24 protein-coding genes and 1 rRNA gene are annotated in these 26,985 nt (G+C 69.2%); 11 read left to right on the top strand and 14 right to left on the bottom strand.

The window, feature by feature from the left end; all coding sequences use genetic code 11:
• Positions 1-206 precede the first annotated feature (206 nt).
• Positions 207-1,703, top strand: coding sequence for a nitronate monooxygenase (locus HNQ61_RS17105; protein ID WP_205761602.1), 1,497 nt, complete (start codon positions 207-209; stop codon positions 1,701-1,703).
• A gap of 552 nt (positions 1,704-2,255) precedes the next feature.
• Positions 2,256-3,014: a hypothetical protein gene (locus tag HNQ61_RS17100; protein ID WP_170035294.1), complete on the top strand. Its 759-nt coding sequence runs from the start codon at positions 2,256-2,258 to the stop codon at positions 3,012-3,014.
• 87 nt (positions 3,015-3,101) lie between these two features.
• Here the strand turns inward: HNQ61_RS17100 and HNQ61_RS17095 are convergent, their stop codons facing one another.
• The 3 genes from HNQ61_RS17095 to HNQ61_RS17085 form a co-directional block, all read right to left on the bottom strand.
• Complete coding sequence (locus tag HNQ61_RS17095) at positions 3,102-3,758, bottom strand: hypothetical protein (protein ID WP_170035293.1); 657 nt, start codon at positions 3,756-3,758, stop codon at positions 3,102-3,104.
• 67 nt (positions 3,759-3,825) lie between these two features.
• Entirely contained in the window at positions 3,826-4,173 is a 348-nt protein-coding gene (locus HNQ61_RS17090) for an ArsR/SmtB family transcription factor (protein ID WP_170035292.1), read from the bottom strand.
• Positions 4,163-4,642 carry an SRPBCC family protein gene (locus tag HNQ61_RS17085; RefSeq protein ID WP_205761601.1) on the bottom strand — a complete coding sequence of 160 codons (480 nt, stop codon included), beginning with the start codon at positions 4,640-4,642 and terminating at the stop codon, positions 4,163-4,165. The genes HNQ61_RS17090 and HNQ61_RS17085 overlap by 11 nt, the downstream gene beginning before the upstream one ends.
• Before the next feature lie 344 nt (positions 4,643-4,986).
• On the opposite strand from HNQ61_RS17085, the gene HNQ61_RS17080 reads away from it, so the two are divergent.
• From HNQ61_RS17080 to HNQ61_RS17055, 6 genes are all read left to right on the top strand, one after another.
• The gene (locus HNQ61_RS17080) at positions 4,987-5,724 is read left to right on the top strand and encodes a cytochrome c biogenesis CcdA family protein (RefSeq protein WP_170035291.1); all 738 of its coding nucleotides are present in this window, start codon (positions 4,987-4,989) and stop codon (positions 5,722-5,724) included.
• Between the two features lie 84 nt (positions 5,725-5,808).
• Positions 5,809-6,462 (top strand): response regulator, encoded by a 654-nt coding sequence (locus HNQ61_RS17075; protein ID WP_170035290.1) that lies wholly within the window; start codon positions 5,809-5,811, stop codon positions 6,460-6,462.
• A 57-nt stretch (positions 6,463-6,519) separates the two neighbouring features.
• A complete protein-coding gene (gene fabF, locus HNQ61_RS17070; protein ID WP_170035289.1) occupies positions 6,520-7,776 on the top strand; it encodes a beta-ketoacyl-ACP synthase II in 1,257 nt (418 codons plus the stop codon).
• A 498-nt stretch (positions 7,777-8,274) separates the two neighbouring features.
• Positions 8,275-8,826 carry a GNAT family N-acetyltransferase gene (locus tag HNQ61_RS17065; protein ID WP_205761588.1) on the top strand — a complete coding sequence of 184 codons (552 nt, stop codon included), beginning with the start codon at positions 8,275-8,277 and terminating at the stop codon, positions 8,824-8,826.
• A 58-nt stretch (positions 8,827-8,884) separates the two neighbouring features.
• Positions 8,885-9,937: a pyridoxal-phosphate dependent enzyme gene (locus HNQ61_RS17060; RefSeq protein ID WP_170035288.1), complete on the top strand. Its 1,053-nt coding sequence runs from the start codon at positions 8,885-8,887 to the stop codon at positions 9,935-9,937.
• 288 nt (positions 9,938-10,225) lie between these two features.
• Positions 10,226-11,188 (top strand): D-alanine--D-alanine ligase family protein, encoded by a 963-nt coding sequence (locus HNQ61_RS17055; RefSeq protein ID WP_170035287.1) that lies wholly within the window; start codon positions 10,226-10,228, stop codon positions 11,186-11,188.
• Between the two features lie 235 nt (positions 11,189-11,423).
• Here HNQ61_RS17055 and HNQ61_RS28315 read toward each other — a convergent pair whose 3' ends face one another.
• From HNQ61_RS28315 to HNQ61_RS17035, 4 genes are all read right to left on the bottom strand, one after another.
• Complete coding sequence (locus HNQ61_RS28315) at positions 11,424-12,842, bottom strand: CBS domain-containing protein (protein WP_170035286.1); 1,419 nt, start codon at positions 12,840-12,842, stop codon at positions 11,424-11,426.
• A gap of 82 nt (positions 12,843-12,924) precedes the next feature.
• Positions 12,925-13,671 (bottom strand): SURF1 family cytochrome oxidase biogenesis protein, encoded by a 747-nt coding sequence (locus HNQ61_RS17045; RefSeq protein WP_170035285.1) that lies wholly within the window; start codon positions 13,669-13,671, stop codon positions 12,925-12,927.
• A gap of 546 nt (positions 13,672-14,217) precedes the next feature.
• Positions 14,218-15,069, bottom strand: a complete 852-nt coding sequence (locus HNQ61_RS17040) for a hypothetical protein (RefSeq protein WP_170035284.1) — start codon at positions 15,067-15,069, stop codon at positions 14,218-14,220.
• Positions 15,070-15,081: 12 nt separating this feature from the next.
• Positions 15,082-16,062: a ferritin-like domain-containing protein gene (locus HNQ61_RS17035; RefSeq protein ID WP_170035283.1), complete on the bottom strand. Its 981-nt coding sequence runs from the start codon at positions 16,060-16,062 to the stop codon at positions 15,082-15,084.
• Positions 16,063-16,327: 265 nt separating this feature from the next.
• Between HNQ61_RS17035 and HNQ61_RS17030 the strand changes: the two genes are divergently transcribed.
• Positions 16,328-16,843: an LEA/WHy family protein gene (locus HNQ61_RS17030; RefSeq protein ID WP_170035282.1), complete on the top strand. Its 516-nt coding sequence runs from the start codon at positions 16,328-16,330 to the stop codon at positions 16,841-16,843.
• 500 nt (positions 16,844-17,343) lie between these two features.
• Positions 17,344-18,456, top strand: a complete 1,113-nt coding sequence (locus tag HNQ61_RS17025; protein ID WP_170035281.1) for a DHH family phosphoesterase — start codon at positions 17,344-17,346, stop codon at positions 18,454-18,456.
• 276 nt (positions 18,457-18,732) lie between these two features.
• Here HNQ61_RS17025 and HNQ61_RS17020 read toward each other — a convergent pair whose 3' ends face one another.
• The 5 genes from HNQ61_RS17020 to HNQ61_RS17000 form a co-directional block, all read right to left on the bottom strand.
• A complete protein-coding gene (locus HNQ61_RS17020; RefSeq protein WP_170035280.1) occupies positions 18,733-19,023 on the bottom strand; it encodes a hypothetical protein in 291 nt (96 codons plus the stop codon).
• Between the two features lie 396 nt (positions 19,024-19,419).
• Positions 19,420-21,768: a prolyl oligopeptidase family serine peptidase gene (locus HNQ61_RS17015; protein ID WP_170035279.1), complete on the bottom strand. Its 2,349-nt coding sequence runs from the start codon at positions 21,766-21,768 to the stop codon at positions 19,420-19,422.
• A gap of 124 nt (positions 21,769-21,892) precedes the next feature.
• Complete coding sequence (yhbY, locus tag HNQ61_RS29645; RefSeq protein WP_205761586.1) at positions 21,893-22,195, bottom strand: ribosome assembly RNA-binding protein YhbY; 303 nt, start codon at positions 22,193-22,195, stop codon at positions 21,893-21,895.
• Between the two features lie 267 nt (positions 22,196-22,462).
• Positions 22,463-23,785 carry a GGDEF domain-containing protein gene (locus HNQ61_RS29640; RefSeq protein ID WP_221305271.1) on the bottom strand — a complete coding sequence of 441 codons (1,323 nt, stop codon included), beginning with the start codon at positions 23,783-23,785 and terminating at the stop codon, positions 22,463-22,465.
• Between the two features lie 322 nt (positions 23,786-24,107).
• Entirely contained in the window at positions 24,108-25,214 is a 1,107-nt protein-coding gene (locus HNQ61_RS17000; protein ID WP_170035276.1) for a 6-phosphofructokinase, read from the bottom strand.
• A 156-nt stretch (positions 25,215-25,370) separates the two neighbouring features.
• On the opposite strand from HNQ61_RS17000, the gene HNQ61_RS16995 reads away from it, so the two are divergent.
• On the top strand, positions 25,371-25,667 hold the full coding sequence (locus HNQ61_RS16995; RefSeq protein WP_170035275.1) for a metal-sulfur cluster assembly factor: 297 nt from the start codon (positions 25,371-25,373) through the stop codon (positions 25,665-25,667).
• Positions 25,668-25,739: 72 nt separating this feature from the next.
• Here HNQ61_RS16995 and HNQ61_RS16990 read toward each other — a convergent pair whose 3' ends face one another.
• Positions 25,740-26,246, bottom strand: coding sequence for a plastocyanin/azurin family copper-binding protein (locus HNQ61_RS16990; RefSeq protein WP_170035274.1), 507 nt, complete (start codon positions 26,244-26,246; stop codon positions 25,740-25,742).
• A 656-nt stretch (positions 26,247-26,902) separates the two neighbouring features.
• Positions 26,903-26,985: ribosomal RNA gene (gene rrf, locus HNQ61_RS16985) — 5S ribosomal RNA — on the bottom strand; the annotation flags it as partial.

Genomic DNA, 26,985 nt, shown 5'->3' with positions numbered 1-26,985 from the left:
CCTCAGCCCCAACGGGTTACGAATCAAACAGAAGGCGCCGGCCACCCCCGCCGCGGCGGTGCGGGACTTGCGCGATGGGTGAACAGCGCTCATCTTTAACGATCCGGAAACCGCTAAGTCGTTTGATTCCAGCAGCTTGACTCCGCCCGCCCGGCATCTCGGGCAGACCGGAGAGCAGGAATCGGAACCGTGTGCCCCGCAAGGACATGATCGCATCCGTCACGCACCCGCTCATCATTCAGGGCGGCATGGGGGTAGGGGTCTCGAACTGGGTGCTGGCCAAGGCCGTCGCTCTGCGGGGTCACATGGGCGTCGTGTCCGGCACCTCCATCGACTCACTGATGATCCGGCGGCTGCAGGACGGCGACATGGGCGGGCACATCCGCCGCGCCATGGAGGCGTTCCCGTTCCCCGACGTGTGCACGGACGTTCTTACGCGGTACTTTCGCCCCGACGGCCTGGGCGAAGGCGAGTCGTACAAGGAAATCCCCATGTACCGCCAGGTGGTGAGCAAGGTGCGCGAACAGCTCACCGTGCTGGCGTCGTTCGTGGAGGTGTACCTGGCCAAGGAAGGGCACTCCGGGCCCGTGGGCATCAACCTGCTCACCAAGGTGCAGATGCCCAACCTGGCCACGCTGTACGGCGCCATGCTGGCCCAGGTGGACTACGTGCTGATGGGCGCCGGCATCCCCAAGGACATCCCGGGCGTGCTGGACCGCTTTGCCGCGCACGAGCCCGCGTCCATGAAGTTCGACGTCGAGGGGCTGGCGCGCGACGAGACGGCGGTGCTGAGCTTTGACCCGCGCGTGCATTCCGCCACGCCACCGGTGCCCATGAAGCGGCCCTACTTCCTTCCCATCATCGCCTCCAACTCGCTGGCCACCATGCTGGTGCGCAAGGCGTCGGGGCGGGTGGACGGGTTCATCATCGAGGCGCCCACTGCGGGCGGCCACAACGCCCCGCCCCGCGGCGAGCTGACGCTGAACGAGCGCGGCGAGCCGATCTACGGCGAGCGCGACGAGGTCGATCTGGAAAAGATGAAGGACCACGGGCTTCCCTTCTGGCTGGCCGGCAGCGCGGGCTCGCCGGAGCGGCTGCAGGCCGCGCTGGACGCGGGCGCCGCGGGGATCCAGGTGGGAACGCTGTTCGCCTACGCCGAAGAGTCGGGGATCACGCCGGAGCTCAAGGCCGACGTCATCCGCCAAGCGCAGGAAGACCGCATCGACGTGCTCACGGACGGCCGCGCGTCGCCCACGGGCTTTCCGTTCAAGGTGGTGCAGATCGGCGGCACCATGGCCGACCCCGCCACGTACGCCAAGCGCAAGCGCGTGTGCGACCTGGGCTACCTGCGCGAGGCGTACAGGCGCCCCGACGGCCGCATCGACTACCGCTGCGCCGCCGAGCCGGTGGACACGTACGTCAAGAAGGGCGGCTGCGTGGAGGATACCGCCGGGCGCAAGTGCCTGTGCAACGCGCTGTTCGCGGTGGTGGGCCATCCGCAGCACCGCACGGACGGCAGTGTGGAGCAGCCGCTGATCACCAGCGGCGACGAGCTCAAGAACATCCGCCGCTTCATCGGCAGCGACCGCAGCGGGTACACGGCGGGCGAGGTGATCGACTACCTGATGAGCGGGCTGCGCGAGATTCGCCGGTTCATTCCCACGATGTCGGTTCCGCAGCAGCAGACGTCCGCCAGGAGCTGATCGGGCGGTTGGATGGACAGGCGGGCCCCGCGATTCCGGTCGCGGGGCCCGCTTTTCGTTTGGGGCGATGGTTATGGATCCGCGCGACGGGCGGAGTCCAGGGCGGCCCCCACCCGGGCCGGCACCACCGGCCCACCCTCCCCCGAAAAAGACCGGGGGAGGGTTGGTCGCCGCCTGGGGTTCCGGTCGGGGAGCGGAGAAATGCTCGCCCGATTCCATCCTGAGCGGATGAATCCGCCGCTCGAACACCGCAAAGCCCCGACACCGGCCGCTGGCGCGTCCGGTTCGGGGCTTCAACTTCTCCGCGGAGCCACGAACGCGGCGATCGCGCCGCGAGCCGAACCCGCCGCCCGAACCGAACGGCTCCCCCTCTCCCGCTTGCGGGAGAGGGGGCTGGGGGGAGAGGGGTGCCTCCGCATGCGCCGACCTGCTCGAGCCACGTTTCTGCACTGCCATCCGTCGATCGCAAAAATCATCAGCCTTGCGCACACGCGGCTCCCGACGCTTTTTGGTGGCGTTCGATCCACATCATGCCTCCATCCCACCCCGATCATGATCACGACTCCACGATTCATCGCCACCACCTTGCTCGTGCTGCTGGGCGCGTGCACGCAGACCACGTCCCTGCCCTCCGGCCCCGCACCCGCGGCCGGGGTGCCGCCGCTGATCCAGGCGTACGCGCAGGCCATGGCCAACTCCGCCATGTACTCGCCCCAGAACGTGCTTCCGCTTCACCCGGTCGTCGCGGATTCCGCCGGCAACGTGCGGGTGGTTACGCTCGGAACCTGGAACCCGTCCACCGGGCCGCAGACCATGCAGCGCCAGACGTGGGTGACGGTCGTGCCGGAAGTGCGCGACTCGTGCGACGACTGGACGGGCGAGGACGTAAAGATGCGCCTGCGCCAGCTGCTGGGCCTGCACCCCGCGGACTCCGTCGCGTACTTCGTGGAGATCACCGCGCCCGCCGCCGCCATGTTCCGCCCCACGGTCGATCCCGCCGTCACCACGCAGTGGCCCTGCGCAGGCGGCCCGTCCGCCTCCTGCGGCCTCCAGTTTCCCGCCGGCGTGGATACGGCGCACGTGGTGTGGATGGCCAACCAGATGCTTTCCTCGTGGCAGGTTCCGAACGGCTATCCGCAGTCCGGCCAAGGGCAGCCCGGGCTGGGCTACCCGTGGACCCGGCTGGGCTACACCTACAACTGGCATCCCGGCTCCCCGCGCTACGGCGCATCCGAGTACCTGGTCCGCCAGGGCGCGCAGGTCAACATCACCGCCGTCAACACCATCGCCGCGTACTGCGCCACGTCCTGATCCGTCGCGCGACACCAAGCCCAATGACGAGCGAGGCCCGGAGAACCAGGCGGTTCTCCGGGCCTCGTTTCCATCCAACCCCCGCGGTCAGTGCGTGGCGGGCGTGTGCGCCATCACGATGATCAGCGCGTCGGGCTGGCCGGGCCACGCGATCACGGGCATGCCCGGACCCGCGGCGGCACCCATGTCCTCCTGCTTCGCGTACGGCGCGTAGAGCATGAAGTGCGCGGGCGCGTTCCACACCTTCTGCTCGAACGGATTGTACGACCACTGCTCCGCGGCCAGCATGTACACCAGCCCCGGCTTGCGCGGCGCCAGCAGCCGCCCGGCCGCGTACGCCGCGTCGATGCGCCGCTTCACCTCGTCCTCCGGCAGCCCCTGCGCGCGCAGTTCCTCGCGGTGGAAGCGCGCCAGCATGGTGGTGGCGCTCCCCTCGGCGTCGTAGCACACCGGCTCCACCGTCTCCAGAAGCTCCCGCTCGATCAGGCAGGTGAAGCCGTTGGTGCCGGTGCGCGTTTGCGTGTACCGGCCATCGGCCAGCACGAAGACGGAGGCGTGCGCCGACACTTCCGGCGGCGCCGTGCTCAGGGCCAGCCGCGTCTGCTCCGCCGCGCTCATCGCGGTGAGCAGGCCCATGGGCGGGCGGGACGCGGACGCGCCCTGCGCCGCGGCACCGGGAGCCATCACAAAGGCCGCCAGCAGCGCGCACGCTGTACGGCGGACCGTCACAAGAACGCGCGACATGAATCGATCCCTTCCGGGGTTGAGGCGGGCGACGGCGATCACGTTCCGCCACCGCTCCGCACATGGATCAATCGTTCTCTACAAAGGCGCGGAGACGCTCGGCGGCATCGTCCCACTGCGCGGAAATCTCGTCCAGGTAGCTTCGCGCGGTGGCCAGCCGCTCCAGGTTGAGCGCCCACACCCGCTCGCGGCCGCGCCTGCTGTCCCGCACAAGACCCGCATCGCCCAGCGCGTGCAGGTGCCGCGTGACGGCCTGGCGCGTCACCCCGGTGCCCTCGCTGAGCCGGGTGATGGAAAGCGGCCCCTCCGCGGAAAGCCGCCCCACCAGGCCGAGCCGCGTGGCGTCGCCCAGGGCGGCGAACACGGGCACGGCCTCGTCCAGCTTGAGCGCCGCCGAGCCGCGGCTACTCGACATGGCGCGCCAGGTTCTTCATCTGCCCCGTCCATCCGCCGTCGTTCATGCGGAACGCTTCGGCGCGGCGGGCGAGCGGAATGTCGTCGAACCCGGATTCCACGATGGTGACCAGGGTGCCTTCCTCCGCATCCTCCAGCGTGAACTCCACCAGCGTCATGGCCTCCGCCGAGTAGTCGCCGGCGGGGATGGGGTACGGGTGCCAGCGGTAGGCGAAGTAGCGCTCGGGCTGCACGGCCTCGATCTGCATTTCGATGGAGCACGCGAACCGGCCGTCCGCGTGGGACACGTCTCCCTGCAGCGTCGCGCCCTCGGCGAACTCGCCGTCCAGCTTGACGCGGAACCAGGTGGAAAACTCCGACACGGTCGACACCGCGCGCCACACGCGGGACCGCGGCGCGCGCATCGTCAGCACTTTTTCGATCCGGTCCGTGCTGGACCGCGCCTGCGTTTCCTGAGCGCTCATCGTCATCGATCAATCCCCGGGCTGTGGAGGCGGGCGGCCCGTGCGGCCGCACATGCAACATTTACGTTGCACATGATAATCAGGGCTCCGTCGATGCGCAACACTTGTGTTGCATATGGAATCCAGACGTCTCCGTCCGTCCCGGAATCCGGCGTGCTCACGCCGGGCGGAGAGGACGAAAAGCCGGGTGGTACGGCGTGCGGGATCTCCCCACGCGGCCGGGTTGATTGCCGCATGCCGCCCGACGCGCGATCTTTCCATACTTGCGGGCGTCCTGGTGCGCGCGCAGACCCCGCGCGGGCATCCGGGGTACACACGGCCACACCGCCGTCCCACAGCCGTCGATCCGCATGGAATCCCAGTCCCTTGGCCTGTTCGTCGCCTTTTCGGCCGGGCTGCTCAGCTTTCTATCGCCCTGCGTGCTGCCGCTGGTGCCCAGCTACGCCACGTTCATCACCGGCATGTCGCTGGATGAACTGGCCGTGGACGAGCGCCGCACCCGCCGCACCGCGCTGATCCACGGCCTGCTGTTCGTGGCCGGGTTCACCGCCGTGTTCATGATCATGGGCGCGTCCGCGACGTTTCTGGGCAGCCTGATGCGCTACGCCAGCACCTGGGTGGAGCGCATCGGCGGCGCGCTGCTGATCCTGTTCGGCCTGTACCTGCTGGGGCTGCTGCGCCTTCCCGGCGCCGGCCGCGAGTGGCGCATGCACCTGGCCCAGAAGCCTGCGGGCTACTTGGGCACCGTGGCCGTCGGCGTGACGTTCGGCGCGGGATGGACGCCGTGCATCGGGCCGGTGCTGGGCGGCATCCTTACGCTTGCCGCCACGCGCGGAAGCATGGGCCAGGGGATGGGGCTGCTCTTCGTCTACTCGGCCGGGCTGGCGATTCCGTTTCTGCTCAGCACGCTGCTGATCGACCGCTTTCTGACCGCGTTCAAGGGAATGCGGCGCCTGCTTCCGTGGATCAACCGCGCCAGCGGCGTGCTGCTCGTCGCCGTGGGGCTGATGATGATGCTGGGGCACTTTTCCGCCATGTCCGGCACCATGGCGGGATGGACGCCGGCGTGGCTTTCAGGCAAGCTGTAACGGCGCAAAGACTTGCATTTTCCTCCGCCGCGGGCCAGATTCGGCCCGCGGCGGTTTTGTCTTTCCCCCATCCCCATCGCTCCCATGGCCACCCCGATCCGCATCCTGCTGGTGGATGACCACGCCGTGCTGCGCGCCGGCCTGCGCGCGCTGCTGGAGGCGGAACCCGGGTTTCTGGTGGTGGGCGAGGCGGGCACGGGCGAGGAGGCGGTGATGAAGGTGCCGCAGCTTCGCCCCGACGTGGTGGTGATGGACCTGTCGATGCCGGGGATGGGCGGGCTGGAGGCCGTGCGCCAGATCGCCGCGCTGGGCACCACCGCCCGCGTCCTCGTGCTGACGATGCACGGCGAGGAAGAGCACCTCCTCCCCGTCCTCGAGGCCGGCGGCAGCGGCTACGTCAACAAGCGCAGCGCGGACGAGGAGCTGATCGAGGCCATCCGCACCGTGGCATCAGGCGACGTGTTCCTGTACCCGTCCGGCGCCAAGCTCCTGCTGCGCGGCCTGAAGCAGAAGGCCGAGCCGGGAGTGGAGGACCCCATCGAAAAGCTCACTGAACGAGAGCGCGAGGTGCTGGGCTTTACGGTGGAGGGGTTCAGCAGCAGCGAGATCGGCAAGAAGCTGTTCATCAGCCCCAAGACGGTGGACACGTACCGCGCGCGGATCATGGAAAAGCTGAACCTTCACCACCGCAGCGAGCTGGTGAAGTTCGCCCTGCAGCGCGGGCTGCTGAAGGCGTAGGCGGGCGTTCGATCGATTTTGAGTCAACCCGGATCACCACCAGGACAGGGCGCTATCGTGCAGCAGCGCAGGGTCGTCATCACGGGCGTCGGGCTGGTTTCGGCGCTGGGCAACACCGCGGCGGAAACGTGGGCGGGGGTCAAGGCCGGCCGTTCCGGCATCGGGCCGCTCACCAGGTGCGAACTTCCCGGCCTGGCGCCGGAAATCGCCATCGCGGGCGAGGTGAAGAACTTTTCGCCGGAGCCGGTGCTGGACCGCAAGGACGCGCGGCGGATGGACTGGTTCATCCAGTACGCGCTCGTCGCCGCGCACGACGCCATGGTGAACGCCGGGCTGGGCGGGCTGGGCCCCGTTCCCGATCCCACGGAAACGGGAACCATCGTCGGCTCGGGGATGGGCGGGCTGATCAGCATCATGGAAACGGCGGATACGGCGCGGGAGAAGGGGACGCTGAGCCGCGTGTCGCCGTTCTTCATCCCCGCCAGCATCATCAACCTGGCCGCGGGGCAGATCGCCATCCGCACCGGCGCGCAGGGGCCCAGCTACGCCCCGGTCAGCGCGTGCGCCAGCAGCAACCACGCCATCGGCGAAGCCTTTCACGCCATCCAGCGCGGCGATGCGAAGATGATGCTGGCCGGCGGCACCGAGGCGTGCCTTACCCCCATCAGCTTTGGCGGATTCGCGGCGGCGCGCGCGCTGGCCACGCAGTGGGAAACGCCGGAGACCGCGTCGCGTCCGTTCGACGCCACGCGCAGCGGCTTCGTGCACGCGGAGGGCGGCGGCATTCTGGTGATGGAAGAGCTGGAAAGCGCCCGCGAGCGCGGCGCGCCGATCCTGGCGGAGGTGATCGGCTTCGGGATGAGCGCGGACGCGTACCACATCACCGCGCCGCCGGAGAACGGCGAGGGCGCCGCCCTGGCGATGAAGCGCGGGCTGCGCAGCGCGGGGATCGCGCCGGAGCGGGTGGACTACATCAACGCGCACGGCACGTCGACGCCGGTGGGCGACCGGGCGGAAACGCGGGCGATCCGCTCCGTGTTCGGCGCGCACGCGGACCGGCTGGCGGTGTCGTCCACCAAGTCGATGATCGGGCACGCGCTGGGCGGCAGCGCCAGCATCGAGGCGGCGGTGTGCGCGATGGCGCTGAACGAGGGGATCATGCCGCCGACCATCAACCTGCGGAACCCGGATCCCGAGTGCGACCTGGACTACGTTCCCGACACCGCCCGCGAGGCGGCGCTGGACGTGGTCATCAGCAACTCGTTCGGATTCGGCGGCGCGAACACGACGCTGGTGTTGAAGAGGTTCGAGTAGGACGGAGAAGGAGAAGCACTCAAGACAACCCGGGCACGAGTCCGGGTACGCCGGGCGAAGCAGCAGGGGCAGGTGTCTTCGCGCCGTCGATAATGGGAGGACCTTCTTTGCGTTTCAGTACCTCCGGACGCGCGTATCCCGAGCGTCAGCTCAGCACCAGGGATCCGGCACCGCGAAACGCCGCAGGCTGAACGCGTTGCTGCAAAGGGCATCCCGGATTGTTCCGGCGCCGCGCGGATGGATTGCGGACCGATCATGGAGGGGTGGACCTCGATCGAAGACGTCTTCATGGCGCAGCGTGGAATGTCATACTGTCTTGTCGATGGCCCCCGTCGACACTACCGTGGTGTTCACGCCGGAACTGCGCGGGCAACGTAGACCCACCTGGTGCCCCGCAAGCGCGCGGCGTCCCTCACGGTGCCTCCGGTTGGGTGCTGCGCTACGGAGTGTGCCTTCCGTAAATGGCGAACGCCAGCCGCCACACGCCTGGAAAGCTCCATGGAAATCCTCACGGCCAGGCTCCTCCTCCGGGAGTGGCGCGATTCTGATCGCGAGCCCTTCGCGCGGCTCTGCGCCGATCCCGCGGCCATGGAATTTCTCCGGCCGCTGCCAGATCGCGCCGCCGCGGACCAACTGGTGGACCGAATCTCCGCGCACGTCAATCACCACGGGTGGGGGTTCTGGGCGGCCGAACTGCGGGAATCCCGTGAATTCATCGGCTTTATCGGCATTCAATGCCCGCGCCTCACCTATCCATTCTCCCCGTGCACCGAGATCGGCTGGCGGCTGGCGCCGCAGCACTGGGGGCGCGGCTACGCCACCGAAGGCGCGCGGGCTAGCTTGCGCGTGGGATTTGAGCGGCTTGGGTTGGAGGAGATCGTCTCATTCTGCGCTGCAGGCAACGCGCGTTCCCGCGAAGTCATGCATCGTATCGGGATGGCGTTCAGCGGGCACTTTCATCACCCCGCCATGCCGGAGGATCATCCCCTTCGCGCGCAGTGCCTGTTCAGGATCACGGCGTCCCGTTTCGCGGGCTTACCTCCCGGATAGTTCCGGCGGCGTCAGCCTCGTGGCACCTTCATGACCACGCCATTCATGCACTCCGACCATGATACCGCCTGCAGAGCTGTTCAGGAGTCCCCATCGTGACGACGACCGCGTCCGCTCATTTGATGGGCGTTCCCTCGCATTTCTCCGCCGCCTGCCAGGCTACCACCAGTCACCGCTCGTCCGGCTGCCGGAACTCGCTGACCGGCTGGGGCTCCGCGATCTTGCGGCCAAGCTCGAGGTTGACCGCTTCGGCCTGACCTCCTTCAAGGCCATGGGAGTGCAGTGGGCGCTCGCGCAGTGCCTGGATGCCACCGCGGGGGGACGCGTAGCCCGGCTGATCACCGCCTCCGACGGCAACCATGGCCACGCCGTGGCGCGTGCGGCTCGGGAGGCGGGGCTGCCCGCATCCATATACCTGCCCCGGCAGACGCCGGACAGGGTGCTGGCGCGCCTACGGGCGGAGGGAGCCGACGTGGTAATCGTGCCCGGTACGTACGATGACAGCGTCGATGCCGCTTACCTGCGATCCCTACATGAACCCGGAGGTCTTCTCCTCTCCGATACCTCAGCGGACCCTGAGGATCGTGTCGCGGAATGGGTGATTCAGGGCTATGGAGCGATCTTCGCCGAACTGGACACCCAACTTGACGCGGCGGAGTTCGCGCCGGATATGGTTCTGGTCCAGGTCGGCATCGGCGGATTGGCGGCGGCGGCGGCCCGCTACTTTCGACGCGGGACAGTCCGCCACCCGGAACTCATCGCGGTTGAAAGCGTGGTGGCCGCATCCGCGCAACGCTCCGCCCAACGGGGAAGTCTTGTCCGGTTGGATGCAGCAGGATCGACCGTGATGGCGGGGATCAACGCCGGCCTGCTGTCGGCCGGCGCATGGACCGACATCAAGTACGGCTTTGACAGCTATCTGGCGATTGATGACTCCAGATGCGGCCCCGCACTGCGAGCGCTCCGCTCCTCTGGAGTACGAGCCGGGCCTACGGGGGCGGCGGGGATGGCGGGACTGTTCGCGCTGGCGTCGACAAGTCAGCCGATCACGCTCTCAGGCAAGCGTGCGCTCGTGATCATCACCGAAGGCCGGCCCCGGCACGGCGGGTGAGAACCCCGTCCAGCCCCGAATCCCGCCCGCCGGGCGAGGTCGCAGCTGCGTGCGGATTCATGCTGCCAATGTCCGGGCAGGCATTCTCCACGTCAGGGACGAGGTCCTGGACTCTGGCTGCGCACGGGTGGTGTGCCGTCGTGCGGCGCTCCGCGCGAGACTTTGGGTGAGGCTATCCTCTTATCCTGGAAAGATCCTGCAACAAGGATGTTGACGTCTGGACGGAAGCCCGTTATCCTGACCTGATCCATCGGTATCATATCCCGCCCATTCTTGTTTGGTTCTTCCATGCACTTGCGTCTTGAGCTTCCCGGAAGAGGTCGGATCGGTGTGCTGACCGGAGGGGTCAGCAGGGAACGCAATCCCTCCCTGCAGTCTGGAGAATCGGCCAGCGACTCGCTGCGCCGCCAAGGGTACGACGTCCGTGTTATCGACACGTCCAACGAGCTGATCGCCGGGTTGCCGCACGTGGATGTGGCCTTTCTCGCCATCGCGGGGCAGTATGGCGAGGACGGCAAGCTGCAGGGACTGCTGGAGACGTTCGGGATCCCGTACACAGGTTCTGGGGTGCTGGCCAGCGCCTTGGGAATGCACAAGCCCACCGCGAAGACCGTCGTCGCAGCCTCCGGCGTGACGGTCTGTCCCGAGGTCCGTATCGATCCCGCGCAGCCGGTGCACGAGGCGGCGCGGCTCATCGCCGACTTGCTGGGTCTGCCCGTCATCATCAAGCCCGAGTCTGAAGGAAGCAGTCTGGGAATCGAGGTGGGCCACTCCGTAGCCGAAGTCGCCGAGGTTCTGCGCCGCGCAGGGGCCGACGGCGCCCGCCTGATGGCGGAACCTTTCCGTTCGGGACGGAATGTCACGGTGGGCGTCTTGGACCTGGACGGTGGGCCCGTGGGTCTGCCGCCGCTGGAGATCAAGACCCCGCAGGAGTTCTTCGACCATCCGGCGAAGCAGACGGCCGCCCTGCGCAGCTTTCAATGCCCCGCCGAATTCCCGGCGGGGCTCAACGAGCGGCTCAGCGCGCTCGCGGTAGTGGCGCATCGGGCGCTCGGGTGCTCGGGATACTCCCGCAGCGATTTCATTGTCGCGGAGGACGGGGAGGCCTGCTTCTTGGAAGTAAACACATTGCCGAGCCTCAAGCCCACGGCCACGCTGGCCACCATGTGCGCCACTATCGGCGTGGATTATGACCGCATGATCCGTTGCATCCTCAATTCCGCTCTCGAGCAGAGCGCATATCGCGCATGATCGCGGACAGGTACACGGCGATGGCGATTCCGGATGTACATCCCGAACTGGTGTTCTATCACCGTACGGCTCTCAAAACAGCCGCTGATTGATTCTGCGCTGGTGTGCAAGGCAGTCTGATGGTCCTCTGGTGACTGCGCAGGCTCTCCGCTCCAAGGGTTTCCGCCACCGACAGGCTGAAAATGGGAGAGCCCCGGTCGCCCGGGGCTCTCCCATTTTCGTCCTGCCGCCGGCGTCAGACCTCGTTCTCGCCGCCGGTGCCGGTGCCGGAGTCCAGGCCGCCGGTGTTGGCATCGGAGCCGGAGGTGCTGGCCCCGTAGCCGCCGGTCGCGCTGGTGCCGCCGGTGGACTGCCCCGCCGACGAACTGCCGTATCCGCCCGTGGAATCCGAGCCCGTGGAAGCGCCGTATCCGCCGGCCGAGCCCGCGCCGGTGGAACCGCCGTATCCGCCGGTGGACGATCCGCCCGCGGTGCGGCCGGTGGACGAACTCGAGGCGGACGCGCCGCCGCCGCTGCGTCCCGCGGCCGCGCCCCAGCCCTGGCTGGCGCTGCGGCTCTGGCTGCTGCCGCCGCGGCTGCGCGGATGGCCGGGCTCGGAAATCTGCTCCACCGTGTCGGCAAAGCCGCGCTGGCCGCTTTCGCTGTCCACCTCGGTGGCCAAGTCCGCCTGCGCGATGATCCCCACCAGCCGGCCCTCGCGGTCGGTGATCGGCACGCGCCGCACCTGCTCGCGCTGCATGAGGTTCATCACCTCGCGCAGCGAATCGTTCTTGTTGCAGGTTTCCACCTCGGTGGTCATCACGTCGCGCACGGTGGTGGTCTGGGCGTCCTTGCCCTCGGCCACGGCGCGGATGGTGATGTCGCGGTCCGTCAGCACGCCCTTGAGGCGCTTGCTGGTCTCGCTTTCCACCACGGGAATGATGCCCACGTCCAGGTCGCGCATCTTGCGCGCGGCGTCGGCCAGGGTGGTGTCGGGCGTGACCGTTTCCGGATTTTCGGTCATCACCTCGGAGGCACGCATGCGGCGCAGTTCATCGCCCGCGCCTTGGCCGCCGGACTGCTGCTGCCCGCCGGACTGCTGGCCGTAGCCGCCGCGGCCGTAGCCGGACTCGCCCTCGGTCCATCCGCCCCCGTAGCCGCCGTAGTTCTGGCCGCCGTACGATCCGCCGCCGTAGCCGAAGCCGCCGTACCCCCCGCCCTGGCTCTGGCCACCACCGTAGCCGCCGCCCTGCCCGCCCACGTAGCCGCCCTGGTTGCCGTACCCCTGGCCGCCGGTGGAAGCGCCGTAGGAGCCGCCCTGGCCGCCGCCGTAGCCCTGGCCGCCGCGCCCGCTCCACTCGTCCTGGCCGTAGCCGCCGCCGGTGAAGCCGGTGTCCTGGCCGTAGCCGCCGTATTGCGAGCCGCCGCCGCCGTAGCCGCGGTCCATGCCGAACGCCTGGCCGCCGTAGCCGCCGCGCCCGGCGTCGAAGTCGTTGTCGTACGCACCGCCGCCGGGGCCGAATCCGCTGTGCCCGCCGGACTGCGGCGCCGAATCGGAGCCCATGCCGCCGTATGCGCCGCCGCGGTAGCCGCGGCTGGAGCGTCCGCCGCCGTATCCGCCGCCCTGACCGAAGTCCTCGTCGTCCTGGCTGTACTCGCGTCCGTAGCGTGCCATGCGTCGTCTCCTGGTCGTTGCGTGTCTGCATCGCTCCCCACCCGGGGAGAGGACGCGGGGACGTTGCAAGACGAGTACCCCGTCAGGGCGCCCGGCGCGCGGGGCCGCGGCGCAGCGCCATCACCAGAAAGCCCACCACGGCGATGAGGGCGAAGCTGAACCACTGCACGGCGTAGCTCAGGTGGCTTCCTTCGGAAATCTCGGGCATGGGGAGCGCCGCGGCGGGATCGTCGGAAAGGTCGGAGTCCAGCCGCTGGATGCTGAGCGGAAGCAGTTCGGTGCCCGGCCGCCGCTCGCGCAGCGCCAGCAGGTTCAGGCGGCGCCACGTGGTGTCCGCGCCCGCGCGCCCCGCGATGGGAAGCCCGCGGTCCGTCTCCGCGCCGATGGGCTGCAGCAGTCCCTCGACGGTGATCGCGGTGTCCGCCCGGAGCCGCAGCGACCGCGCGTCCGCCGTCGCGCCGTCGGGGGAGGGCGCCCAGCCGCGCAGCACCATCACCGCCCGCCCGTCCGCCAGGATCAGCGGTGTCGCGATCTGTACGCCCGGCATCCCGTCGCGCGCCTTGCCGCGCAGCACGACGTCGGCGGCCTGGTCGTAGCGGCCGGACGCGCGCACGCGGCGCCACGCGTACGCCTCCGGGCGCAGACGCAGCGAATCGAACGCCGCGGGGGAGAGCGTCAGGGGAGGCATGACGGTGGCGGCCTGGATGCCGGCGTTGCGCGCGCGGCGCTGGCCCAGGCGGTCCAGCTGCCAGAACCCGAGCCGCACGCACACGGCGGCGACCACCACCACGAACAAAGCGGCCAGAACGCCGCGGGCAGAGAACTTCACGTACGGCTCAACGGCAGAGGAACGACGCGTTCGGTCGATGGAATCTACGTCCCCCGCCGCTCCCCCGACACGCCGCGCGACGCCGGGGAGACCACACCGCGGACCGATTTGTCATCCTGAGCGAGCGGCGGCGGCGCTGTCTCAGCGGCGACAATGCATGCAGCGAGTCGAAGGATCTTGCCACATTGCCTGCCCCGAGCACCGCACCTCGAGTCCAGTCCAATTCCGTCCTGCCGGGAACTCCGCATCCACAGTGGCAAGATCCTTCGACTGCGCGCCATGGTTCCTGTCACGCGGACAGTCCGGCGCGGCGCTCCGCTCAGGATGACAGGTTCGAGTGTGGCACGAGGCCCGAGTCGGACCGCGCATCCATCCGCGACCCACCATCCCTTCCCCCGCGACCCACCATCCCTTCCCCCGCGACCTCCGCGACCCCCGCGACCTCCGCGTGAGTGCAGTTGCCGTTCAACCGAGCACGCGTACGAAACGAGAACGGGGCGCCGGCACGAATGCCGGCGCCCCGAAAGCACGGTCCGCGTCCCGAACTCAGATCGGGGACGGAAGCGGATCGATGCCGCCGTACAGGTCGTCCTCGCCGCGGGCGGGCTCGCCGTTGGCGCCCAGGATGCCCGGGCGGCGGTACTCGTTTCCGTACCGACTGCCGTACTCCACCGACGGGCTGGCCGTGTACGAATCCGCGTCGTTCAGCGGCATGCCGTCATATCCGCCGTGCTCCACGACGGTGGCGCGCGACCGGCCGCGCAGCCCGAAGCGGCCGCGGCGCCGGGGCGCGGGTGCCGCCTCCTCGGTTTCGCCGCGCAGCACCAGCAGCTCGGCCTCCTGCTGGTTGGCCACGTCCATCAGCCGACGGGCGCGGCGCTCCCACAGATCCGCGCGCTCCTGGTAGAAGCCGCCGTACGCGGCTACTTCCTCGCGGTCCTGGTCCATGCCGAACTCGGCCACGGCGGAACGCGAACCCTTGCGCCCCTTCCGCTTGCTGGGACGGTCGTCCTCGTCGTCGTCGCTGTTCCCGGTCAGATAGCCCAGGATCAGCCCGCCCAGAAAGACGCCGCCCAGCAGCGGCCACGCGTTTTCCCGCGCGCGGCGGCGCACCGGCGCCATCACGTCCAGCTTTTCCTCCACTTGGGCGCGCTTGCGGACGAGCGCGTCCTCAATCTGGTCGATGGTTTCGGACATGCGGGCGCGCGTCTGCTCGATCTGCAGGCGCGCCAGCTCCGGATCGTCCACCTGGGCAATGACGCCCGGCGTGGCGGCGTGGGTGTGCGCCTCCAGCAGGTGGTCCGGTTCGGTGATGCGGCCGGTCGGGGCGAGCCCGTCGGCGAGCGTGGCGTCGGGGTCCAGCTCGTCGTCCCGGCGCGTCACGTGTAGATCAGCCATGGTCTCTCCCCCTTAGCGAAGCAGCCGGCCGATGACGAAGCCGGCGATCCCGGCGATCGCCAGCGTCTGCAGCGGCCGCTCCTGGTAGCGGTGTTCGAACGATTCTCCCGCGTCGCGCGCCCGGCCGCGCAGGGCCGCCACGCGGTCCGTCCCGGTGCCGTAGGTGGCGTACGTGCCGTCACCCAGCGCCGCGTCGGCGTAGGCGCCCGGACGCTCCGTGCCGTGCCCCGTCATGCCGCTGATGCGGTTGCGCACCGCGGCGGCGGCGTCCACCACGCGCTCGCGCGCCTGGCCGCTCAGTTCGCGGGCGTGCTCCGCCACGTCGGCGGCCTTGTCACGCGCCTGCCCGGCCACGTCGGCCACCCGTTCGCGCGCCTGCCCGGTCGCGTCCACCACGGCCTCGCGGGCGTGGCCGGCCAGTTCCTTCGCGTGGTTCAGCGTGCCGGCGCCCACCGCGGCGCGCTCGCGCGCCGCGTCGATGGCGTCCAGCTCCGGGCCTTCGCCGTCACCCCAGCCCAGCGCCTTCATGGCGTCGGCCACCCAGCGGTAGTGGCGCTCCTCGTCCAGCGCGGCGCCGTCGACCACGCGCTTGATGTTGGTGGGCCACAGGTTGGCCTTGGCCGCGTACGAATCGTACTTGGCGCGCACCTGCAGCTCGTTGTGGCGAAAGGCCATCAGCACGCCGCGGTCGCCGGCGAGTCCGCCCAGGCTCTGCAGCGCAAGCTTGAAGGGTCCGGTGGCGTGCGGCTGGTTCTTGGGCGTCCCGCCCAGATCCGCGATCAGTTCGTTGAGCTCGCGGATGTGGCGCTCGTGGTCGCGCAGAAAGCCGCCGATCTGGGCCGCGTTGTCGCGGTCCTGCAGCTTTTCCATCGCGATCTGGTAGGCGCCGACGGCATCATGGTCGAGCTGGAGCAGGTCGTTCAACCCGTCCAGGATCTCGGCCGTGGCCGCCGGCACGTGCCCCGCGTCCAGGCGCGTCGTATCGGTGTCCACCGCTTCCTCCTTGGTGCGATTCCCGTTGTTGCTTCCCTGCTCCCCCCACACCGGCGGCGTGGTTCGGGAGGCCGCGTGGATGCACGACGCGTTCCAGCGCTCCGGCGCTGGCCGGACGCGGATTTTTCGCCTCCCGGCGCGCGGCTCCCGGCATCGGGCGCCCTCCTTGCATCGGCCGCAGGGCGGCGGCGCCGCGTTGCGTGCGGCCGATGGCGTGGTGCACGGGCACCGGACACACAGATTCCGATTTCGGGAGATCCATCCAATGAAGGTTGCGATTCGTAGCGCGGTCGCCTCGCTGGCCGTGATCGTTCTTTCCGGCTGCGCGGGGCTGGGCGGGCTGGAGCAGGTGCTGCAGGCCCCCACCTTTGCCGTGGAAGGCGCGCAGCAGGCTCAGCTTCGCCTGCTGGGCCCCTCCGCGGACCGGCCCACGGGCGGCGCTTCCATCCGCCTGTACGCGCGCGTGCGCAACCCCAATCCCATCGGGCTTACGCTCACCCGCGTGGTGGGCAACCTGGCGCTGGGCGGCACCCGCGCGGCGCAGGTGAACTTTCCGCTGGGCGTGCCCATGCAGGCCAACGGCGAAAGCGTGATTCCGCTGGACGTGGTGCTCAGCTTCAGCGATCTGCCTGGGCTGGCCAACGTGGCGCAGAGCGCGCTGACCGGCCAGCCGGTGCGCTACTCGCTGAACGGCACCGTCGGGGTGGATGCGGGCCTCCTGGGCCAGCCCAGCTTCGGCCCCACGCAGCTGCTGGAAGGCAACCTGCGCGTCACGCGGTAGGCTCTCGCCGAAGTTTTCGGATGATGGACGACGAGCCGGCTCTCACGAGTCGGCTCGTTTTTCATGGATCCGATCCAAGGCGTGGTCCGGCGGGGCACTACGATAAAATGACGCATGCGGAACGGCTTATGCCTGCTACTCGGGCGGGCATGCTCCGCCCGGAGTCTCAGGTGCGCCATCCGCGCAATGCCTCAACCCGTAGAGCGAGGGTACAGCCATGGCGGACACAAAGGGAAATGAGTCGAGCGGGACCAAGACCGGCGGTCCCGCCGGCGACGGGAAGCAATCCTCCCCTCAGCCGAACCTGCCGTCGAAGGTGGAAGGCGCCAAATCTGGTGGTCCACGGGACAACGCACCCCCGAAGGGCTGATATCACCTTCGGGATCAACCGCCCATTCCATCGCGACGCGGGTTGATGACGACGAGCCGATTCCCACGAGTCGGCTCGTCGTCGTTTCCCGCTGGTCCCGCCGTTGCACATCGCCCGTCATCGACAAACCATGAACAGGACGATGATGATGGATGCCCCCACGCCGCTGCCGGTCAACGACGCACTGCCCATCGCGCGGGCCAAGGCAGAGACCTTTCTGCGCGGGCTGGCGGCGGATGCGCGGATCGTGGTGTTCTGCCACTTCGATGCGGACGGGCTTTCGGCGGGCGCGCTGTTCGGGCGGGGGCTGGCGCGGATGGGCTTTACCAACGTCACCGTCGTGCACTCGGACCGCGGGGAGAACGCGTTCAGCGACGTGGCGCGGGTGCGATTGGCGGCGCTGCGGCCGGATGCGATGATCGTCACCGACCTCGGCGTGCACCACGCGGGCGTGCTCCCCGACGTCCCCACGATGTTCGTCGATCATCACCGGCCGGAGGGCGAGCCCGGCGAGGGGACCATCATTTCCGGCTACGGATGGGACCCCATCCCCGCGTCCGCCTGGCTCGCGTACGAACTGCTGGCCCCGCTGGCGGATGTGGATGACCTGAGCTGGCTGGCCGCCGTGGGCACCATCGGCGACCTGGGCGAGAAAGCGCCGTGGGATGCGCTGCCGGCGATGCGGAAGCGGTGGACCGGCAAGTGGCTGCGCGAGGCCGTGTCGCTCACCAACGCCGCCCGCCGCGCCCGCGAGTTCGACGTCGATACCCCGCTGCGGATGATGATGACGGCGGACGGCCCGCGCGCGATCGTGGAAGACGACACACTGGGCGCGGACCGGCTGCGCGGCTACCGTGCGCAGGTGCAGGAGGAGCTGGCGATCGCGCGGCGCATCGGGCCGGTGTTTTCCGCGGACAAGCTGTGGGCGCTCATTCCGCTGGACAGCGGCTGCCAGATCCATCCGCTGATCGCGCAGCAGTGGCGCACACGGCTGGCGAAGAACGCGGTGATCGCGGCCAACCGGGGCTACCTGCCGGGCGTGGTCGCCTTCAGTTCCCGCACGGCGCGCAAGGACCTGGTGCTCCCCACCCTGCTGCGCGCCCCCGACATCGGCGCGGAAGACGAGGCCAGCTTCGGCCGCGGGCACGACCAGGCATCCGGCGGCCATCTTCCCCCGGTGCTCTTCAACCGGCTGATGGACGCGCTCGGCTTCGACCATCGCGCGCAGGTGGCTGAGGACTGACGAACACCGTTTCACGCGGGGGACGCGGGGGTGGCGGAGGTGCGCGGGGGAACGGAGAGGATCGATGGACACCAAAACGAGAAAGGGAGCGCCGAAGCGCTCCCTTTCTCGTGTCCCCCCGGACAACACACCCTTCGTACCACTCCCCATGAATCTTCACGGGTCCCCCAACCCGTGTCCTCACCCTTCCTCACCCATCTCCCGCCCGGGCATCCCCCCGAATGCCGTGCGGGTCCTGCTCCGCGGCCCCCCGACCGCGGTCCCCACCCCACGAAATCAGGCTTCCTTGCCGGTCCCGGCCAGAATGCCCACCGCTCTGAAGCACTGGTGGCAGTACAGCGCCGCCGCGTACTCGCCCTCGGGATTCGTGACCGAGGCAAACCCGTTGGGATCGATTTCCGGCTCGATGAACGCCAGGACCTCGACCGTATCGGGACCGCACAGCGGGCACGGCACGTTGGAGGGATCCTTCCGGTACGCCATCAGCAGTTCCAGCGCTTCGGCGTCGGTGAACGGGCCCTTGGGCTGCGGCAGCGATTCCGCGAGCTCCTTTTCGATCCGGTTCATAAGGCTTCCCCCTTCCGGTTTCCCACCATGGGCAACGCCGTGTCATCCGGTCGTCGCTGCTGCCATTCTCTAAAGCAGACCTCGTGCCAAGCGTCCGCTAACCACTTCTGTCACAAGTACCTACCCGCACACTCCCCGAAACGGTCCACCCCACGTCCAGCCCGGGCTGTCCGTCCGTTCCGCGCACCCTCTCAGGCAATCACCGGGCCAACATCTCCGCCGCGCACGCCCGTCCGCCGCCCCGATCCCGCTATGGGCCAGTCCCCACCTGCAACAAAGAAAAAACGAGGGCCCGCGGCATCCCCTCGCCGCGAGCCCCCGCCCCTCATCCACCTATTCCCTATTCCCTATTCCCTATTCCCTATTCCCTATTCCCTATTCCCTATTCCCTATTCCCTATTCCCTGCCGTTCCCGTTCGGCAGCGGCGGCGACTCCGGCCGCAACGTCCGCTCAAACAGTTCGTAGATGCGCCGGTACTCGTCCGTCCACGAGTCCGCGCGCACGAAGCCGTGGTCTTCCACCGGGTAGACGGCGAGTTCCCAGTTCGTCTTGCCGAGTTCGATCAGCCGCTGCGACAGCCGCACGATATCCTGAAAGTGCACGTTGGTGTCCACCATGCCGTGCGCCATCAGCAGGTCGCCGCGCAGCCCCTCGGCAAAGTAGATGGGCGACGACTGGCGGTAGGCCAGCGTGTCCGTCTGCGGCAGGTTCAGAATGCGGCTGGTGTACCAGTGGTTGTAGTGCGACCAGTCCGTCACCGAGCGCAGCGCGGCGCCACTGCGGAACGTCTCCTGTTCGGTGAACATCCCCATCAGCGTGATGAACCCGCCGTACGAGCCGCCGTACAGGCCGATGCGCTTGGGATCCACACCCTCGTTCTGCACCATCCAGCGCGCGGCGTCCACGTGGTCCGTCAGATCCAGCCCGCCCATGTGGCGGTAGATGCCGGTGCGCACCGCCGCGCCGTAGCCGCTGGAGCCGCGGTAGTCCACGTCCATCACCGTGTAGCCGCGCGAGGCGAGCAGGTGATTGAACATGTACTCGCGATAGTACGTGCTCCATCCGCGATGCGCGTCCTGCAGGTACCCCGCGCCGTGCACGAAGAAGACGCCGCCGCCGTTGGGCTGCGCGCCCACGTCACGGGGACGGTAGATGCGGGCGTACACCATCTGCCCGTCGCGGGCCCGGAACGACATGACCTCCGGCTGAATCCACGACCCGCGGCGGAACTCGGCCGTGCGCGACTCCGTCACCTGGCGCGGGCGCGCGCCGGGGCGGTTGGGCATCAGGTACAGCTCCGGCGGCGTGTTGCTCGTGGAATGCAGCAGCGCCAGCCAGCGCGTGTCGGGCGAGGGCGTGGCTTCCGTCCACCCCGCCAGCGGGGTGATGCGCGTGCGCGCGCCGCCCGTGACGGGAACGGAGTACAGCGCCCGCTCGCCGGGATGCGTCTCGCTCGTCGTGATCAGGAACGTGCGCCGGTCCGGCGTCAGCGTGACGTCCGTGACTTCCCACTGCCCGGACGTGACGGGCGTCGCCGCGCCGCCGTTCAGGTCGCGCGTGTACAGGTGCGCGTATCCGCTGGCCTCGGACACGAAGAAGATACGGTCGTCGCTGATCCAGTCGGCCGTGTACAGCCCGGGGCCGCCCACCCACGCGGTGTCGCGCACCTCATCCACCATCGTCAGCTTGCCGTCCGTTCCCGCCACGTACAGCCAGCGCGCCTTGAAGTCGTACGGCACGCCCATCACCAGCGCGCGGTCCTGAGACGGCGCCCAGGCCAAGGTGGTGAGCGACACCTTGCGGGCCGTCTGCGCGCTGTCGGGCGTAATCCACGCCAGGCGCGAGGTGTTCAGGTCCAGGATGGCGGCGCGCTCCACGCTCTGGACGTCGCCCACCTTGTTTCGCTGGTTCACCGGCTCGGTGTAGCCGCTCTCCGTAATCCAGTACGGAATGCTGGTCTGCTGCGCGCCTTCCACCCGCTCGCTCACGCCCAGCAGCAGGTAGCGCCCGGAAGGCGACACCTCGAAGCTGCTGACGGACATGTTGCGGCCGATGTACGCAGGGCGCACGGTGGCGCGAAGCGAATCCACCTGCTCGCGGCGGCGGCGCTCCTCGTCGCGGTCGCGGATGACGTCGAACAGCTCCGTCTGGTCCTGCCGCAGGGCGCCGCGCTGCCCCGCGGTCTCCGGCGGCCGGGGCGCGGCTTCCGAGCGGATGTCCGTCAACTGCCGAAGCGGCCCGCCCTCCACCGGCACCGACCACAGGTTGGTGCCGGAGACGAAGAACACCGTGCGCCCGTCGCGCGAAAGCTCCGGCTGCCGCTCGCGGGTGGGCGTATCGGTAATGCGCCGCTCGCGCCCGTCGACGGTCACGTACACGTCGCCCATGCGTTCGGCGGCGCGCCGAGTGCGGTCGCGGTTCCACGCCCCCGCCATCGCGGGCGCTACGCGGTCGGCCACGGAGTCGGCCAGCATCTGGGGCTCGCCGCCCGCCGCGGCGACGCGGTAGACGTGCGTGGCCGTGTCGCGGGCTTCCGGATTGCGCCAGCGGAAGTACACCCAGCGGCCGTCATCCGACCAGCGCACCTCATCCGGCGAGCGCCCCACCAGCTCGGGGCCCCGCATGATGTTGCGCACGGAAAGGTCGTAGCCGTTCGCGGCGGTCTGCGCGCCGGCGGGCGACGCCCAGGCGGCCGCCAGCAGAACGGCGCCGCACGCCGCCCCGCGAAGAGGAGAACGCGTCATCGAGAAGATCCGGAGGGGAATGGGGATGACAGGAGTCCGGCAGTTTACGCCGACGCGCCCGGCGGTACAAGCCGCCGGGCGCGTTGAAAAGATTCCTGGGCGAGCCGGAGCGTTGGCCCCGCGGTCAGGCCGGCGGAAGCTGGATCTCGGGCTTTTCCGGATCGGGGCGGTACAGCACGGCGATGCGGCCGATGGTCTGCACCACCACGGCGCCGGGAATGCGCTCCGCCAGCTCGCGGGCGCCGTCGCGCAGTTCCACCGGCGCGGCCTCAAGCACCTTCACCTTGAGCAGTTCGCGGGTGTTGAACGCTTCTTCCAGCGAACGGATCGTCTGCTCGTTCACCCCTTCCTTGCCGACGAACATCACGGCCTTGAGGTGGTGCGCCAGAGACTTGAGGTGCGCGCGCTGCTTGGGAGTGATTTCCACGGCTAGTCCGCCTATCAGTGTTGATGGGTCCCGCTGCGCGCCAAAGATAGCGATCCGCGCCCGCCCTGACGAGTCACCCTCGCGCGGTCCGACAGTTATCGCCCCATCCTCCCTCCCCGCGACCTCCGCGAACCCCCGCGGCCTCCGCGTGAAACGGTGTAGAAGCCCGTAACGCAGCGAAGCCCCGCCAGACACGGCGGGGCTTCGGATTCGCTTGATCATCTCACGGAACGTCCGTTCCGACGGCCTGTGATCCGCGGCGGCGGTTCAGGCCGTTTCCACCCGGTTGCGCCCGCGGGTCTTGGCCTGGTACAGCGCGCGGTCCGCGGCCCGGATGAGGTCGGGGATCGTCGCCGCGTCGTCCGGAAAGGATGCGACCCCGAAGCTGGCCGTCAGCGTGCGCGGCACCTCGGCGTTGGGCGGCAGCTGCTCGACGACGACGCGCATCTTTTCCGCCAGCCGCGAACCTTCATCCCGCCCCGTCTCCGGAAAGATCAGGGCGAACTCCTCGCCGCCGTAGCGGCACGCGCTGTCGCTGCTGCGGAACGAGTGCCGCACCGCGCGCCCGATGCGCTGCAGCGCGTGGTCGCCCACCTCGTGCCCGAAGTCGTCGTTGATGCTCTTGAACCGGTCGATGTCCAGCAGGACGAGCGAGAGCGGACGCCCGTAGCGCTGGGCGCGCGCCATCTCCCGCTCCAAGATCTCGTCGAAGCCGCGGCGGTTGTGGCAGCCGGTGAGCGGATCGATGGTCGCCTGCGCGCGCAGCCGGTCCAGCAGCTCGGCGTTGCGCAGCGCGATGGCCGACGAGTCCGCCAGCGCCCGCAGCAGGGCCAGGTCGTGCGCCTCGTACGGCGCCTCCGTCATCCGCCGGCCCAGGATCAGCAGCCCCGCCCCGCCATCGCCGAAGTCCAGCGGCGCCACCACCGCCACCTCGGCGGGGACGTGGTCGCGGATCTCCGCATCTTCCGGCGGCACGATGGGCGGCCGCCCGGGCCCGGTGATGGCGTTCACCACCCGCGCCGGGATGGCGAAGGCCACGGACTCGCCGCGGAGCGAGCGGACCGCGCGGCAGGTGTACTGCTCGCCGTCCGTGTGGTACAGCGCGGCCCACCACGCAAAGAACACCTCGCCCACGGAATCCAGCACCAGCCGCACCGTCTCGTCCGCGCCGCGCACCACCGCCAGCGTGCGCGCCACCTGCTGCAGCGCGCCCAGGTGAAAGCGCAGCTGATCCAGTTCCAGCGTCTGCTCCGCCCGCTGCTGCTGCACCGCCCACACCCGCGCCAACTGCTGGGCCATGAGCGCCAGCAGGCGCGGAGCGATCTTCGCCGCCTCCGGGGAAGCCAGCATCTCTCCCTCGCCGCCCGCCGCATGAAAGCGCAGCACGGACACCAGCCCGTCCGCGGCGTCCCCCACGGACAGCGGTACGGGACGCGTGGGCACCAGCAGGCGCGCCGGTCCGTGCGTCAGCAGGCGGATGGCGTCCACGCAGGCCTGCGCGGTGGCGTCGGGAGTTCCGGCCAGGGGAATGGAGGCGAAGGCGAGAACGACCGCCGCCGGGTCCAGGCTTGCGGACCCCACCTCATCCACGGGCCGCGGACGGAGCGGCGCTTCCAACCGAACCGGCATCTGGGACGAGGGGAGCGGGGGACCGCGGACGGGCCGGCGCGGAGAGGTGCGCCGGCGTGGGCTGTTACATGGCTGCTACTGCGAAATAATCCTAACAGCGCCGCAGCCGATCAGACAAGTACGCAAGCGAAAACGAGGCCGCCCACCCGGGCGGCCTCGTCAGCCGCGCAAACCAATCAATCACAACACCTTATGCACGAAGCGACGCGGACGGGGCGAACCTTCCCGAGCATTGCGCGGGTGGAATTCCGCCCCGATCTGCGCAGAACGCCAGACCCGCGGCTCAGTCGCCGAACGAGATCCCCAGCTGGCGCGAGCACACCACCAGCTCCGAATCCAGCGGCACCCGCTTCAGGTCGCGGATGGCGTCGCCCAGCGGCACCGCGCGGATGTGGTTGCCCTGCAGCGCCACCATCGTTCCCAGGCTCCCCTCGCGAATGCAGCGCACCGCGGCCGCGCCAAAGCGCAGGGAAAGGCTGCGGTCAAAGGCGATGGGCTCGCCGCCGCGCTGAATGTGCCCCAGCACCATCGACCGTGCCTCCTTGCCCGTCGCCGCCTCGATCTGCGTGGCCAGGCGGTCCGCGATGCCGCCGTAGCGGCCGGTGCTGTCCAGAAAGCTGGCCTCGCCGTTGGCCGGGCGCGCGCCCTCCGCCACCACCACGATGCTGAAGCGGCGCCCCTGCACGTCGCGCTGCTTCACCTTTTCCACGATGCGGTCGATGTCGTACGGGATCTCGGGGATGAGGATCACGTCCGCACCGCCCGCCAGGCCGGACTCCAGCGCGATCCATCCCGTGTGGCGCCCCATCAGCTGCACCACCATCACCCGCTGGTGCGCCTCGGCCGTGGAGTGCAGCCGGCCGATGGCGTCCGTGGCCACCTCCACCGCGGACTGGAACCCGAAGGTCATGTCCGTGGCGCTCAGGTCGTTGTCGATGGTCTTGGGCACGCCGATCACCGGCAGCCCCTTCAGGTGCAGCGCGTGCGCGATGCTCAGCGACCCGTCGCCGCCGATGGCGATCAAGGCATCGATCTCCCGCTCGCGAAAGCGCTCCACGATCTCGTCGGAGCGGTCCACCTTGCCCCAGGTGCCGTCCGGCTGGCGGACTTCCAGGCCGAACGGGTTGCCGCGGGTGGTGGTGCCCAGGATGGTGCCGCCCAGGTGCGTGATGCCGCGCACCGCATTGGCCGTGAGCGGAAAGAAGCCCGGCTCGTCGTCCACCACGTCCTCCAGCAGCCCCATGTAGCCGCGGCGGATGCCGTACACTTCCCAGCCCTCGCTCAGGGCCGCCAGCGTGGCCGCGCGGATCACCGCGTTCAGTCCCGGGGCGTCGCCGCCGCCGGTGTTGATCGCGATCTTGCGAACTCGGGGCGTGCTGCTGTCGCTCATCGTTCTCGTGTGTCGTAAAGGGGAGTGGGGGCCGGGGAAAGATACGCGACTCACGCGCCCCTGCAACCGGACGCCGGGTTGACAGCCCCGCGTGGCGCGGGTATGGTCCGCCACGCGCGGCCCGCGGCCGCGCATTACGCAGGCACAGGAACACACATGGCGACAGAAGCCGAAATCAAGAAGGCGCTCCGCAAGGTCAAGGACCCGGAGCTGAACCTGGACCTGGTGGTACTGGGTCTCATCTACGACATCCGCATCGACGGCGCCCGCGTGGACGTCACCATGTCGCTCACCTCTCCCGGCTGCCCCGTGGCGGGCCAGCTGCTGGACCAGGCGCGCGAGGCGGTGGAAAGCGTTCCGGGCGTGGAGCACGCCGAGGTGGAGCTCACCTTTTCGCCGCCGTGGACGGCGAACCGCATCAACCCCACCATCCGCGCCGCGCTCGGCCTCTGAGCCGCGGATGACCGGAAACGCAAAAGGAGCCGTCCCGAAGGACGGCTCCTTTTGCGTTGTGAAACCCGCTGCTTACTGAACGGTGATGGAGCCGACCATGCCCATCGCCATGTGCGGCACGCAGACATAGTTGTAGGTGCCGGGCTCCATGGTGACCGTGACGTCGAACGTCTGGCCGGCCTGGTTCAGGTACGGGCTGTCCGCGGGGGCGCTGAAGCCGGCCGGGTTGCCCTGCGCCATCGAGAACGAAACGTTGTGCGCGGCCTGGGCGTCGGCCATGACCCAGCGGATCACGTCGCCCTTCTTGACCGTCACGTTGGCCGGCTCGAACTTGCCGGACGCGCCGCCGTTCTCGCTGACCATCTTGATCTCGACCACGTTCCCGGTGGCCGGAGCCGTGGCGCCCGCCGCCGGAGCGGTGGTGGCGGCCGGAGCCGCCGTCTCGGTGGTGGTGGTCGTGGCAGCCGGCGCCGACTCGGTCGTCGCGGCCGCGTTGTCGCTGCTCTCGCCGCCGCCGCACGCAGCCGCCAGCGCAAGAAGCCCAATGACGGGCAGCTTCATCAGATCGCGAATCGCCATTTTGAATTGATCTCCAGGTTTTCGTCACGAAGCGCCAGGCGCAACCGCCTGTCTGACGTAGAAGATACAGGGTGCGGCAACCTGTCACAATGCCGTATTCTTGCTCCCCGCGTACGCCCGCACCCCACGCCCCGACGCGCTCTTTGTAGGATATTCCCCTACGTTTGATGAACAGCCGTTCCGCCGCGCAGCGTCCAGGACTCGGGCCAGGATCGCGCTTGATCGCGCTGCGCAGATTGCCCCGCGGACGGCTTCCCTGCCGCACTGTTCCATGCGCAAGCGACAAGGGCGATCGCGATCACGAGGGAGTGCGCACCGCGCACGAGGTCGGCGGCCGCAGTCCGCGGAGGCGGACATCGTGTCCTTCGAGGCGCGGTTTCAACCCGCCGGACGGATCTCCGCCCCCGCGATGTCTCGCCTGGTTGCGGCGCCGGTAGCCGTGTGCGCAACGACTGCGGAGCACGTGACGATTCGCGTGCACCACTCATTCACCGCGCGGGACGCTCCAGACGCACCACTCTCGTACTCTCGTACTCTCGTACTGCCGCACTAACGCACACCGCACTCACGCACACCGCACTCACGCACTCGTGGGGTACAAACGCAGAAACGCCCGTCCCGAGCGTGTTGCTCGAGACGGGCGATTCTGAAGATAAGGCCGGCGGCGCCGTACTCTCCCACCGGGTGGCCCCGGCAGTACCATCCGCGCAGCGGGTTTTCACTTCCGAGTTCGGGATGG

Source organism: Longimicrobium terrae, from assembly GCF_014202995.1.
Taxonomy (GTDB): domain Bacteria; phylum Gemmatimonadota; class Gemmatimonadetes; order Longimicrobiales; family Longimicrobiaceae; genus Longimicrobium; species Longimicrobium terrae.
The sequence above is the reverse complement of the archived record's forward strand: the minus strand, read 5'-3'. Positions and strand labels throughout refer to the sequence as shown.